Annotated in this window: 13 protein-coding genes; 11 read left to right on the plus strand and 2 right to left on the minus strand. The window is 70.0% G+C overall.

Annotated features, from left to right (window positions below):
- Positions 1–4 precede the first annotated feature (4 nt).
- The 4 genes from ACWGJP_RS08490 (at position 5) to ACWGJP_RS08505 (ending at position 4,462) form a co-directional block, all read left to right on the plus strand.
- Positions 5–640 (plus strand): FMN-binding negative transcriptional regulator, encoded by a 636-nt coding sequence (locus tag ACWGJP_RS08490; RefSeq protein WP_452329319.1) that lies wholly within the window; start codon positions 5–7, stop codon positions 638–640.
- Positions 637–2,097: an amidohydrolase gene (locus ACWGJP_RS08495; RefSeq protein ID WP_452329320.1), complete on the plus strand. Its 1,461-nt coding sequence runs from the start codon at positions 637–639 to the stop codon at positions 2,095–2,097. Before ACWGJP_RS08490 ends, ACWGJP_RS08495 begins: the two co-directional genes overlap by 4 nt.
- A gap of 6 nt (positions 2,098–2,103) precedes the next feature.
- Positions 2,104–3,738 (plus strand): amidohydrolase, encoded by a 1,635-nt coding sequence (locus tag ACWGJP_RS08500; RefSeq protein ID WP_452329321.1) that lies wholly within the window; start codon positions 2,104–2,106, stop codon positions 3,736–3,738.
- Between the two features lie 238 nt (positions 3,739–3,976).
- Positions 3,977–4,462 carry an FBP domain-containing protein gene (locus ACWGJP_RS08505; RefSeq protein ID WP_452329322.1) on the plus strand — a complete coding sequence of 162 codons (486 nt, stop codon included), beginning with the start codon at positions 3,977–3,979 and terminating at the stop codon, positions 4,460–4,462.
- Positions 4,463–4,547: 85 nt separating this feature from the next.
- Here the strand turns inward: ACWGJP_RS08505 and ACWGJP_RS08510 are convergent, their stop codons facing one another.
- On the minus strand, positions 4,548–5,003 hold the full coding sequence (locus ACWGJP_RS08510) for a nucleoside deaminase (RefSeq protein WP_452329323.1): 456 nt from the start codon (positions 5,001–5,003) through the stop codon (positions 4,548–4,550).
- Positions 5,004–5,057: 54 nt separating this feature from the next.
- Positions 5,058–5,783, minus strand: a complete 726-nt coding sequence (locus tag ACWGJP_RS08515) for a FadR/GntR family transcriptional regulator (RefSeq protein WP_452329324.1) — start codon at positions 5,781–5,783, stop codon at positions 5,058–5,060.
- 253 nt (positions 5,784–6,036) lie between these two features.
- Here ACWGJP_RS08515 and ACWGJP_RS08520 point away from each other — a divergent pair, with 253 nt between their 5' ends.
- From ACWGJP_RS08520 to ACWGJP_RS08550, 7 genes are read left to right on the plus strand one after another with little or no spacing between them, the layout of a single operon-like run.
- The gene (locus ACWGJP_RS08520) at positions 6,037–6,954 is read left to right on the plus strand and encodes an ABC transporter permease (RefSeq protein ID WP_452329325.1); all 918 of its coding nucleotides are present in this window, start codon (positions 6,037–6,039) and stop codon (positions 6,952–6,954) included.
- Positions 6,951–7,847 carry an ABC transporter permease gene (locus tag ACWGJP_RS08525; RefSeq protein WP_452329326.1) on the plus strand — a complete coding sequence of 299 codons (897 nt, stop codon included), beginning with the start codon at positions 6,951–6,953 and terminating at the stop codon, positions 7,845–7,847. Before ACWGJP_RS08520 ends, ACWGJP_RS08525 begins: the two co-directional genes overlap by 4 nt.
- A complete protein-coding gene (locus ACWGJP_RS08530; RefSeq protein ID WP_452329327.1) occupies positions 7,844–8,887 on the plus strand; it encodes an ABC transporter ATP-binding protein in 1,044 nt (347 codons plus the stop codon). Before ACWGJP_RS08525 ends, ACWGJP_RS08530 begins: the two co-directional genes overlap by 4 nt.
- A complete protein-coding gene (locus tag ACWGJP_RS08535; RefSeq protein WP_452329328.1) occupies positions 8,884–9,738 on the plus strand; it encodes an ATP-binding cassette domain-containing protein in 855 nt (284 codons plus the stop codon). Before ACWGJP_RS08530 ends, ACWGJP_RS08535 begins: the two co-directional genes overlap by 4 nt.
- A 50-nt stretch (positions 9,739–9,788) precedes the next feature.
- Positions 9,789–11,315 carry an ABC transporter substrate-binding protein gene (locus tag ACWGJP_RS08540; RefSeq protein ID WP_452329329.1) on the plus strand — a complete coding sequence of 509 codons (1,527 nt, stop codon included), beginning with the start codon at positions 9,789–9,791 and terminating at the stop codon, positions 11,313–11,315.
- Between the two features lie 54 nt (positions 11,316–11,369).
- The gene (locus ACWGJP_RS08545; protein WP_452329330.1) at positions 11,370–12,101 is read left to right on the plus strand and encodes a cysteine hydrolase family protein; all 732 of its coding nucleotides are present in this window, start codon (positions 11,370–11,372) and stop codon (positions 12,099–12,101) included.
- A gap of 47 nt (positions 12,102–12,148) precedes the next feature.
- Positions 12,149–12,868 (plus strand): cysteine hydrolase family protein, encoded by a 720-nt coding sequence (locus ACWGJP_RS08550; protein ID WP_452329331.1) that lies wholly within the window; start codon positions 12,149–12,151, stop codon positions 12,866–12,868.
- Positions 12,869–13,028 lie beyond the last annotated feature (160 nt).

The raw sequence follows: 13,028 nt of genomic DNA on the forward strand, positions 1-13,028 counted from the left end.
CCCGATGAGGCCCAATCCCGACTACGCCTTCGAGGATGCCGAAGGCATCCGCGCCCTCGTGCGCGAGAACCCGTGGGGCACCATCGTCAGCTCCGTGCCTGGCACCGGCCTCGTCGCCTCGCACTACCCTCTGCTGCTCGAGGAGGACGAGGAGGGCATCGTCCTCCTCAGCCACGTCGGACGCCCCGACGAGCGTCTGCACGAGCTGGGCGTGCACGAGGTCATGGTGATCGTCTACGGCCCGCAGGGCTACGTGTCTCCCGGCTGGTACGACGCCTCACCCGCGGTGCCGACGTGGAACTTCGCGGTCGCGCACCTGCACGGCACCCCGGAGATCCTCTCCGACGAGGAGAACCTCGACGTGCTCGAGCGGCTCGTCGCGCACTTCGAGGCGCCGCTGCCCGAGCCCTTCCTCCTGCGCGCGACGCTCGAGAACGCCGCATACGCGGAACGCATCGTGCACGGCACCGTCGGCTTCCGCCTGCGGGTGAACCGCGTGGAGGCGAAGGAGAAGATGAGCCAGGACAAGCCGGCCGACGTCGTGCAGCGCGTGATCGATGCCCTCCGCAGACCGGGGCCCTATGAGAACCCGGCGCTCGCCGCGCGCATGACGCGCATCCACTCCGGAGGGGCGGCATGAACCTCACGCTGCGCAGCGTGCGCCCCTACGGCGCCGAGCCTGTCGACATCGTCGTGCGCGACGGCCTGATCGGCGAGATCGGGCCCGCCGGCACCGTGCTCCCCGCGGGCGAGGAGATCGACGGTGCAGGCCTGTGGATCGGCCCAGGGATGTGGGATGCGCACGTCCACTTCACCCAGCACGTCATCCGCCGTCGGCGCATCGATCTCGCAGGCACCCGTAGCGCGCGCGAGGTGATCGATACGGTCCTGCGAGCCAGGGTGGAGGGCTGGCCGCTGACCGACGGGATGCTGATGGGGTACGGCTTCCGCGACGGTCTGTGGCCGGAACCGGCTTCTCTGAACGCTCTCGATGCGGCGATCGGCGATGTGCCCGTCGTGCTCGTCAGCGGCGATCTGCACTGCGGATGGATGAACCGCGCGGCCGCGGCGCGTCTGGGCGTCGACCTCGACGAGTCGGGGCTCCTGCGCGAAGGGCCGTGGATAGAGCTCCTGCACGGCTTCGACCAGTCGGGCGACCTGCCGCTCACCGCCTACCGCGAGGCCGCGGAGGCGGCGGCGGCCAGGGGCGTCGTCGGGATCGTGGAGTACGAGAAGACCGACAACGTGACCGAGTGGGCCGCGCGTGCGGATGCCGGGATCACCGGACTGCGCGTCGAGGCCGCGGTCTGGCCGGATCGGCTCGAGCGCGTGATCGAGGACGGCTGGCGCACCGGCGACCCGATCGACGCGCAGGGGCTCGTGACCTTCGGGCGTCTCAAGGTCGTCGTGGACGGCTCGCTCAACACCAGGACGGCCTGGTGCTGGGATCCCTACCCGGGGATGGATCCCGGACATCCGCACGCGTGCGGGCTGGAGAGCGTTCCTATCCCCGAGCTGCGACGGCTGCTGGAGCGGGCCAGAGGAGCCGGCATCGAGGCCGCGGTGCATGCCATCGGCGACCGGGCGAACAGCGAGGTCCTCGAAACCTTCGCCGAGCTCGGGATGCAGGGAGTGATCGAGCATGCGCAGCTCGTGCGCAGGGACGACTTCGCCCGCTTCGCCGAGCTGGGGCTTGTCGCGAGCGTGCAGCCGGAGCATGCCATGGACGATCGCGATGTCGCGGATCATCACTGGGCGGGGCGCACGGATCGCGCCTTCGCGTTCGGTTCGCTGCACCGAGCGGGCGCTGAGCTCAGGCTCGGCTCTGACGCGCCGGTGGCGCCCCTGGATCCGTGGATCTCGCTGTCCGCGGCGACGGCCCGCAGTCGTGGCGATCGCGCCGCCTGGCATCCTGCGGAGCGTCTGCCGATGGACGTCGCCCTTGCGGCCTCCGCGCGCTCGGCGCTCGCCGTCGGTGAGCCGGCCGACCTGGTGCTGACCGAGCGGGATCCGCACACCGCCGACCGCGACGAGCTGCGTGAGATGCCCGTCGCCGCGACGCTCGTGGGCGGCCGATTCACGCACCGGAGGATCTGAGCGCCGATGACCCTGTTCACGCATGCGAAGGTGTTCACCGGAGCGTCCGAGACGTCGTTCGCCTCGGCGTTCCGCGTCGAGGACGACCGCATCACCTGGGTCGGGGATGCCGCCGACGTGATCGGCGAGGAGGGCATCGACCTCGGCGGTCGGACCGTGCTTCCCGGGCTCATCGACAGCCACACGCATCCCGCGATCATGGCGGGCTCGATCGCTGCGGTGGAGTGCTACCCGCCGACGGTGACGTCGGTCGAGGACCTCGTCGCCGTCCTGCGGCAGCACGCTGGACTGAGCCCGTCCCCCTCCCGCTCGCTGAGCCCGTCCCCCTCCCGCTCGCTGAGCCCGTCGAAGCGCGCCGACCCCGAGTGGATCGTCGGGCGCGGCTTCGACGACACGAAGTTCCCCGGCGGCCGGATGCCGACCGCCGCCGATCTCGACCGCGTCTCGACCGAGCGCCCCGTGTTCGTCTGGCGCTGCGACGCGCACTCCGCGGTCTGCAACTCCAGGGCGCTGGAGATCGCGGGCATCACCGCGGAGACGCCGGATCCAGAAGGGGCGCGTTTCGAGCGCGATGCCGAGGGCCGTCCCAACGGGATCCTCACCGAGTTCGCCGCCTCCGGAGCGGTCGCGGCGTTCATCCCCGCCCCGACGAGGCAGGAGCAGATCGCCGCGATCGTCGCGCTCGGCGACGAGCTCGCCTCGCGCGGGATCGTCGCCGTGTGCGATCTGCTCTCCGACCGCATCGATGATCCTCTGGATGCCTTCCGCGCCGCCGCCGCGCAGGGCATGAGGACGCAGGTGGCGTTGTATCCCGGCTGGCACCCTGAGCATCCGCTCGCCGACCTCGCGCCAGGCGACACCGAGGGGCAGGTGCGGATCGCGGGCGTCAAGGTCGTGCTCGACGGTGCGTACTCGAATCGCACCGCGCATGTGCACGAGGCCTATCCCGGCTCCTGCGATCACGGCCTGAGTCTCGTCGATGACGCCGACGTCCTCGCCGCGGCCGACTGGGCGCGCCGCAATCGCGTCCAGCTGGCCGTGCACGCGATGGGCGATCGCGCGCTGGACCGCATCGTCGAGCTCTTCGCCGAGGCGGAGCCGTGGCTCGACGGCGTCCCCTCGGTGCGCATCGAGCACGCGACGATCGTCAGCGAGGAGTATCTTGCGCGGCTGAACGGCGGGCGGATGCGCTTCGGCATCGCCACGCACACCGTCTTCTTCTTCGCCGAATACGACGGCTATGAGAAGGCGCTGCGTGCCGAGCAGGTGCCCGACGCCTACCCCATCGGCCGGCTCTACGCCGCGGTCGAGCCGCTGGCGCTGTCGTCCGACCGCCCCGCGACGGCGTGGAACGGTGCGGACGACGTCATGCTCTCCGTCGAGGCGGCGGTGCGTCGACGCACCTACGACGGCGTGGAGTTCGGTGCGGAGGCGGCTATCACGGTCGCGCAGGCGCTGCTGCTGTACACGGGCCGTGCACGGCTGCTCTCGCCGCTCGAGGGCGTCGGCCTGCTCGCCCCGGGGAGCGAGGGCAGCTTCGCCGTGCTGGAGCGTGACGTGTTCACGGTGCCGGTGCAGGAGATCGCCGCCGTGCGCGTGGCAGAGACCTGGATCCGCGGAGAGCGGGTCTTCGCGCGCTGAAGGCCGCTAGCGGCCGTCTCAGCCCGCGGGTGTACACTCGCCGGGTGCTGAATGCGAAGAGCGCCCTCGCGGCGTGGAAGGGAGCCGCAGGCGCGTCGAGCGCCGGCGGCAGAGGCTGAAGGCCTCACCGACGGGGGGACGCCCCTCGCCGGAAGAGCGTCGTACCCGGCATCCGATGCCGGGCCCATCCCTCCCTTCTTCACCCGCTGACCCGGGCCTCTCGAAAGCAGCTTCTGCCATGCGTCCCATCGACGAACGCGCCGTCCGCGCATCCTTCCTCAACGCCTCCCGCAAGGAGACGGCGACCCTCACCCTGCCGCCCGGCTTCGGCGACATCGACTTCGACCGTCTCGACTATCTCGGCTGGACCGACCCGAAGCTCCCTCGGCGCGCGTATGTCGTCGCCGTGGTCGACGACGCTCCCGTCGGCGTGCTGCTGCAGCGGGCCGAGCAGCGCGTCCAGATGAGGGCGCAGTGCTCGTGGTGCGATGACGTGACCCTCCGAAACGACGTGCAGTTCTACGCCGCGCGGCGCGCGGGGGCTGCCGGTCGAAACGGCGACACCATCGGCACGCTCATCTGCGCCGAGTTCGGGTGCTCCCGCACCGTGAGGATGCTTCCGCCCCTGGCCTACGAGGGCTTCGACCGCGAGGCGGCGCGCGAGCTGCGCATCCTCCGCCTGCAGGAGCACGTCAGCGCCTTCCTCAGGGAGGTCGCCGGCTGAGTCAGGCAGGCCGGAGCCGTCCAGGTCGCAGTGAACGTCATCCCGGCCGTGCCGGGGGAGCACACGCTGCGACCTGGACGCCCGCTCACTTCTTCCAGGCGGAGCGGAGACCGTCGAGGTAGGCGATGGAGGCCGGGTCGTCGATCCGGTGGACCTCGCGCCCCAGCTCCTCGAGCCAGGCCGCACCACCCGTACCGGTGGCGGCGCCGATCACGACGCGGCTGATCCCGAACTGGCGGATGAGGCCGGAGCAGTACCAGCACGGTTCGGCGGTGGTCACCATCGTCGTGCCCTCGTAGGACTCCCGGTGCGCGGCGTCGGAGAACGCCTCGGTCTCGGCGTGCGCCGAGACGTCGCCGTGCTGCACGAAGCGGTTGCGCCCGAGTCCGAGGACCTCGCCGTCCGGGCCGATGAGGACGGAGCCGATCGGCTGCCCGCCCTCCTCCGCTCCGGCGGCCGCCTCGGTGAGGGCGATGTCCATCCAGGTGCGTGCGAGCTCGGGGGTGATCGTCACGGCGGTGGCCTGTGTGATGTCGGTCATGGTGGTGCGTCCTTTCATTTCGGGGCGATGACCGACGGCGCTGTCGGGGGAGTCTCAGTGCGCGGGCGTGTACTCCGGGTCGGTGATCTCCCTGACACGATGCAGGTGCTCGAGCGTCAGCGCACCGGCGGCGTCCGCGTCCCCGCGACGCACGGCGTCCAGGATGCGCGCGTGGTCGTCGTTCGCAGCATCCCACGTCCCCGGCTTCGGCTGGAGCATGTTCGGGCGGGAGATCGAGAGCACCGGGGCGAGCATGAGCTCGAGCACGGTGTTCCCCGTCGCGCGCAGCATCTGCAGGTGGAACTCGTGGCTGTGCTCGCCCCGCGACCACCCGGTGTGGTCGTCGCGCTCGGCGTCGACGAGCGCCTGCAGCGCGTCGAGATCCTCCGGCGTGCGGCGCACGGCGGCCTGCCGCGCGCAGGGCACCTCCAGCATGATCCTGGCCTCGCTGAGCTCCTCCGGGGAGATCGAGTCGCTCCCGATGAGGAGGCCGAGACGCGACTCGAGGAACTCGCTGACGTCGTCGACGGCGATCTGGGCGACGAAGGTCCCGCCGTTCACACCGCGCTCCGTGCGGACGAGTCCCATCGAACTGAGCATCCGCAGGGCTTCGCGCACCGTGTTCCGGGAGACGCCGAAGGCGGCGGCCAGTGAGGACTCCACGGGCAGGCGCTCGCCGGGGGCCAGCGATCCGTTCAGGATCAGCAGCTTCAGCTGGCCGGCGACCTGGTCGTAGGCCGGGCGGATGCGCGCGACCTCGAAGTCGGCTTCCACAGGCATTCGTCCTCCTCGTGCGGGGTGTCATTGGGAACGATAGCGGGCACTGCATCGGGTTCGCAATGAAATGTCCAATGTTTTCGTCGCTGCGTTCTTGAGCGATGGCGAGGCGGCCGTGAAACACGTTTGAAGCTCCGATTTAACAATCCTGAAACCCATGAAGCCCGGCTGGTGCTCCAGTATCGGCAGTACCCCGAATATGTCCGATGTTTTACTTCCTGCTCGATGGCGAGCTTCGACCACCGAGAGGAGAGACATGTCGAGATACGTCGCCCGCAAGCTCGCGCAGGCCGTCATCACGGTCTTCGCCGTGCTCACGATCGGCTTCTTCCTCGGACGGCTCAGCGGCAAGCCAGGCGCGCTGATCCTTCCGGAAGGCGCGACCCAGGCCGAGATCGACGCCATGAATGCGAACCTGGGCTTCGATCGGCCGCTGCTCGTCCAGTACGGCGACTTCCTCGCCGGGCTCTTCCAGGGCACCGTCGGCGATTCCTACCGGCAGAAGGTTCCCGCGCTCGACCTGCTCATCGATCGGGTTCCGGCCACCTTCCAGCTGGCGATCACCTCCTTCGTCATCGGCCTCGGCGCGGCGCTGCTGGTCGCCCTGCTCATCTTCGTCACCCGATGGAACTGGCTGCGGCTGAGCCTGCTCTGGCTCGGCTCGCTCCGTCAGGCCGTGCCGGACTTCCTGTTCGGCGTGCTCCTCGCCTTCGTCTTCTCCGTGCTGCTGGGCCTGCTGCCCTCGCTCGGCAACCAGGGCCCGCAGAGCCTCGTGCTCCCCGTCGCGTGCCTCGCCACAGCGCAGTTCGCGCTCTATCTCCGACTGATCGGCTCCGCCCTCGGCGAGCAGCAGGGCCTCGACTACGTCAGGGCCAGCTATGCGCGCGGGCAGGGGCATCCCGTCGTGGTCGTGCGCCAGATGCTGCCGAATGCGCTGGTGCCCGTGCTCACGATCGCCGGTCTCAACCTCGGCGGGCTGCTCGGCGGCACCGTCATCGTCGAGTCGGTGTTCGCGTGGCCTGGCATGGGCCAGGTCCTCCTGCAGGCCGTGAACGGCAGGGACTTCCCCATCGTGCTCGCCGGGCTCGCGATCGTGGCCGTGTTCTTCGTCGCGGTGAACCTCGTCGTCGATCTCGTCACGGCATCCATCGACCCGAGAGTGAGGCTGTCATGACCGCCGTCGCCCCCCGGCTGCTCCGGCCCGACATCCCGCGGCGCGTGCGGGTCCGCACCCGTCGCCCCCAGGGCACCATCCCCATGCGGATCGGGATCGCGCTGCTGTCGATCATCGTGCTGCTCGTCGTCACCGTGCCGCTGCTGCCGATCTACGACCCCTTCGCGCAAAGCCTCGCCGACGCGATGCTCCCTCCGTTCGCGGACGCCGCGCATCCGCTCGGCACCGACTCCCTCGGCAGAGACGTGCTGTCTCGTCTCGCCCTGGCCGGCCTCGTCTCGGTCGGCATCGCCGCCGTGGTCGTCGCGCTGAACTTCGTGATCGGAGTGACGATCGGCCTCATCGCGGGGTACCGCGGCGGTTGGCTGGACACGGCGCTGGGATCCATCTCCGACATCCAGCTCGCGATGCCCGTGGTGATCCTGCTCATCGCCCTCTCCGCGGTCTTCGGTCCCAGCACCCAGCTCATGGTGATCACGCTCGGGCTGACCTACTGGGTCGGCTACGCGAGGGTCGCGAGAGCGATGGCCATGGGGCTGCGCGACCGCGACTTCGTCGTGGCGCCGCTGACCCAGGGCGGGTCGCACGGACGCACCGTCTTCACCCACGTGCTTCCCCAGGTGCTCCCGCAGATGGCGGTGATCGCCTCCTTCGACATCGCCGTCATCGTCGGGATCGAGTCCTCGCTCGACTACCTCGGTCTCGGCGTCCAGCCACCCATCCCCAGCTGGGGAGCGATGATCACCGAGGGCCAGAAGTACCTGCAGCTCAACCCGATGCTCGTCATCCTCCCCGGTGTCGCGCTGTTCCTCCTCGTCGCCGGCATGCAGTTCCTCAGCCAGCGGTTCACCACCGAATCCGTCGCATCCGCGAGAAAGGCCGGCCGCCGATGAGCTCCGACACCGTGCTGCGCATCACAGACCTCGTCGTCAAGGCCGAGACCGCGACGGGCGACGTCACCCTCGTCGACGGCGTCAGCCTCGATGTCTCCGAAGGCGAGGTGCTGAGCCTGGTCGGCGAATCGGGCTCCGGAAAGTCGATCACCATGCTCGCGGTGATGGGACTGCTCCCGCCGGGTGCCTGGGTGGATTCCGGCTCGATCGTGTTCCGCGGCACGGAGCTCACCGGTCTGGGCGACAGGGAGCTGAACCGGATCCGCGGCGGCGAGCTGGCCATGGTGTTCCAGGATCCGATGACGACACTGAACCCGGTTCGCCGGATCGGCGCGCAGCTGGCCGAAGGCATCCGGCTGCACGACCGCGGCATGACGCGGGCCGGGGCCCGTGATCGCGTCGTCGAGCTCCTGGACAGCGTCGGGATCCCCGACCCGGCGGCGAAGGCGAAGGACTATCCGCACCAGTGGTCCGGAGGCATGCGTCAGCGCGCGCTCATCGCCGGTGCCATGGCCCACGACCCCGCCCTGCTCATCGCGGACGAGCCCACCACGGCCCTGGACGTCACCATCCAGGCGCAGGTGATGAAGGTCCTCGCCGCGTCGCGGGCGGCATCCGGCGCTGCGATGATCCTCATCACGCACGATCTGGGCCTCGTCGCGCAGGTCGCTGACCGGGTCGCCGTGATGTACAGCGGCCGGATCGTCGAGCTGCAGGACGTCTACGGGATCTTCGAGTCGCCGAGGCATCCGTACACGGCGGGTCTCCTCGCCAGCGTGCTGAGTCTCGAGGACGACGGCGGCTCCGCGTATGCCATCCCCGGCCAGCCGCCGACGCCGGCGACGCGGGGGGAGGGGTGCGCGTTCCAGCCGCGCTGCGTCGTCGGACGCGACAGGGCGGAATGCGCGACGGCACCGCATCTCGTGGCCCTCAGAACCGCACGCACGGCCTGCCACCTCCCGCTCATCGACGGCCGTCTGCCCGTCATCGACGCGTCACCCGAACCGGTCCGCATCCCCGAGGAGGCGAAGGCATCATGACCCTCACCGCACCCCGTCGCCGGCTCCGCCGGCTCCCCGCCGCCCCGCCGTCGGCCGGCGCGGACGGCGCGCTCGCGCTGGAGGTCGTCGATGTGCGCAAGCACTTCACCAAGCGCGCCGGACTGCGCACCGAGACGTTCCGCGCGGTCGACGGAGTGTCTCTGCACATCGCCGCGGGGGAGACCCTGGGCCTCGTCGGCGAGTCCGGCTGCGGCAAATCCACGCTCGTGCGCACGATCCTCGGCCTGCACCAGCCGACGTCCGGCACCGTGCGGGTCCTCGGGGCCGATGTGAACGCCTGGGGTGCGGCCGAGCGGGCACGGGCGCGTGCGAACGCGCAGGTCGTCTTCCAGGACCCATACTCCTCGCTCGATCCCCGCATGACGGCGAAGCGCATCGTCGCCGAGCCGTTGTGGCTGAACCGCCAGTACTCCGAGAAGCGGGTGCGCGAGCTCTTCGACTGGGTCGGGCTGCCGTGGGAGTACGCGTCCCGCAAGGCATCCGCCTTCTCCGGAGGGCAGCGCCAGCGCATCGGCATCGCCAGGGCGCTCGCCCTGCACCCTCGCCTCGTGATCCTCGATGAGCCGGTCTCGGCGCTCGACGTCTCGATCCAGGCGCAGATCATCAACCTGCTCGCCCAGCTCCAGCGCGAGCTCGGCGTGTCCTACCTCTTCGTGGCGCACGACCTCTCCGTCGTCCGTCACGTCTCGCATCGCGTCGCCGTCATGCGCCGCGGGGCGATCGTCGAGCAGGGCCCCACCCGCGCCATCTTCGACGACCCGCAGGAGGAGTACACCCGCACCCTCCTCGATGCCATCCCGATCCCCGACCCACGACGTCGGGCGAGCTGACCGCTCGAACCACAGCCTCAGACCCCGCACCGCCCCCCGATAGGAGTTCCATGTCCCGCATCCGCCACCGGCGCGCCCTGGCCGTCCTCGCCTCCTTCGCCGCCGTCGTCACCCTGACCTCCTGCGCTGCAGGAGCGGACGGCCCCACGAGCACCGACGGCGAGAGGTCCGTCACCGTCGCCATCACCCAGGACCCGGAGAACCTCAACCCCGTCGTCGGCGGCTCCTTCGGCGCACTCAGCCTGGAGTACAACCTCTTCGACCAGCTCGCCGAGATCGGCGTGGACGGCAGCGTCCTGCCGCGTGCGGCATCGGAGTGGACCTCGAACGAGGACTTCACCGTCTGGGACTTCACGCTCCGCGACGACATCCTCTTCCACGACGGTTCGGCCATGACCGCATCCGATGTCGTCTTCTCCTTCGAGGAGGTGCTCGCCGATGCCGACAGCAACCGCCAGCTCTGGCTGACCGACATGGTCTCGGTCGAGGCCGTCGACGAGACGCACGTGCGCTTCACCCTCTCGACACCGTTCTCGGAGTGGCCGCGCCAGACGACGCTCATCTCGATCGTTCCTCAGGCGGTCTACGAGGAGCTCGGCGCGGACGCCTTCAACGAGGATCCGGTCGGCTCGGGCCCCTTCCGGTTCGAGAGCTGGCAGCGAGGGCAGTCCGTGGTGGTGACCGCGTTCGAGGACTACTTCGGCGGAGCCCCTGCGCTCGACTCCGTCGAGTTCGTGCCCGTTCCCGCTGACGACGCCAGGGTGACCGGAGTGCAGTCCGGCACGGTCGACATCGCGGCGATCCCGACCGCGCAGATCGCCGCCGTCGAGGGAACCGGCAGCGCCGATGTGGTCAGCATCCCGAGCCATCAGGTGGTCTACCTCGGCTTCAACACCGAGTCGGGGCCGCTCGCCGATCCCGCGATCCGACGCGCGGTCTCCGCCGCGATCGACAGGGACGCCATCGTCGAGACCATCCTCAGCGGCAACGGGCAGGGCAGCAGCCAGGTCGTCGCCCCGACCGTGGTCGGGTTCTCGGATGCCCTGGAGCCGGTCGCCTTCGATCAGGACGCGGCGAAGGCCGAGCTCGAGGCCGCGGGATACGCCGGCGAGGCGATCGCCTTCCAGTACGCGCTCGACGGCGTCATCCCGATGGGCGCGGAGGTCGCGCAGGCGATCGCCGGTCAGCTCGAGGAGGTCGGCATCACCGTGAGCCTCGAGGGCACGGACAACGCCAGCTACGACATCCTCACCCGTGAGCACGGGCTCACAGGCCTGTACCTCGGTCAGTTCTCGCCGTCGATCCTGGATGCCGGTCTTCCGCTGCGCTTCCTGTTCGCCCCCGAGGCGACCAACTACTTCGACGACGCCGCCATCGAGCAGCTGGTCGTCGATCAGAAGGCCGTTGCGGGCGACGCCCGTCTCGACGTCATCGGGCAGATCTGGCAGCTCAACCAGGACAGCTCCTACCTCGCGCCGCTCTACACCCCGGACGCCGCATACGGCGTGAACCCCGAGGTGGCCTGGGAGCCGCGTCCCGACGGCCTCTTCATCATGAAGGACGCCGACCTCCAGTGATCACCGCGGGCGGCGGCCGCGGCCGCCGCCCGCCCGGAAAGAGAGGAGCCGAACATGGCTCGCAAGACCTTCGAGGGATGGCTGGGCGGGGAGTACTCCTCGCCGGTGGACATCCCGGCATCCGACGTCGCGCTCATCGTGATCGACATGCAGAACGCCTTCCTCAAGGAGGAGTACTCGCTGGGGATCGCCGAATCGCAGCAGCCCTTCGCCTCGGCGATCCCCGGCACGGCGAAGCTCATCGAAGCGGCCCGCGCGAACGGGGTCCCTGTGATCTACACGCGGTACGCCTATCTGCCTGGCAACGAGGACCAGCTCGACCCGATGGGGCGGGCGGAGGGCTCGGCCGTCTCGCCGCGCCTGGTCGCCGACACCGTCGACATCGAGATCATCGACGAGCTGGCGCCCGTCGATGGCGACATCGTGCTCGACAAGTCGCGCCCCAGCGCGTTCTACGGGACCCGGCTGGAGCCGTTCCTCACCGCGCGGGGCATCCGCAACGTCGTGATCTGCGGCGTGACGACGAACATCTGCGTCGAGACGACGGCGCGGGACGCCAGCCAGCGCGGCTACAAGACCTACGTCATCGAGGATGCCGTCGGCGAGGCGGAGCTCAGTCGGCACTGGCACGCGCTCTACACGATCGAGTTCATCTTCGGCACCGTCGCCACGGTCGAGGACATCCAGCGCTCCTGGGGCGTCCCGGTGACCGGCGTCCCCGGGTATCCGTTCTCCCGCGGCGGCAACGTGACCGATCCGACCTGGCGAGAGCCGGTCGCGCTGTGAGCGCGGAGCGGGTGGACCTGCAGGACCTGGAAGAGAGGAAGAGACCCTTGAAGACCTTCGACAGCTGGATGAACGGCGCGGACGGAGAACCGGTGGACGTCGCGGCGAAGGATGTCGCGCTGATCGTCATCGACATGCAGAACGGATTCATCAGGGAGGAGTACTCGCTGGGGATCGCACCGACGCAGGACCCCTTCGCGATGGCGGTGCCCGGCTGCGTCGCCCTCGTCGAATCGGCGCGCGCCGCCGGGGTCCCGGTGATCTACACGCGGGCGACGAACCTGTACGACCACGCGGACGCCCTGCCTCGTCGAGGACGCTCGCTGGCCAAGCCGGCCCCCGCCCGCCGCATGCACGAGGACAGCATGGACGTGCAGATCATCGAGGAGCTGGCGCCGCTGGACACGGAGTGGGTCGTCGACAAGTCGCGCCCCGGCGCGATCTACGGCACGCGTCTCGAGCCGCTGCTGGTCGGCCTCGGCATCCGCAGCGTCGTGATCTGCGGGGTGACGACGAACATCTGCGTCGAGACGACCGCGCGCGAGGCGCACGCCAGGGGCTACGACACCTATGTCGTCGCGGATGCCACAGGCGAGGCGGAGCCCAGCCGCTATTGGCACGCACTGTACTCGATCGAGTTCCTGTTCGGGACGGTCGCGATGGTGGAGGACGTCCAGCGCTCCTGGGGCACGGAGGTGACCGGGGTGCCCGGCTTCCCGCTCCAGCGCGCGAACGTGGGATCGGCAGCGCTCGCCGCGGCCGTCTGACATGGTGAGCAGTTCCACGGGGCCGGGTCGCGGGGGGGCCCCGCCCCCCCCCCCCCCCCCCCGGGGGGGGGGGGGGGGGGGGGGGGGGGGGGGGGGGGGCGCGCCGAAATCCCGGGGGTGGCGAGTGCAGTTAGGTGGGGTGTTTTTGGGCCCCACAAAA

This window comes from Microbacterium sp. NPDC055903, assembly GCF_053615555.1.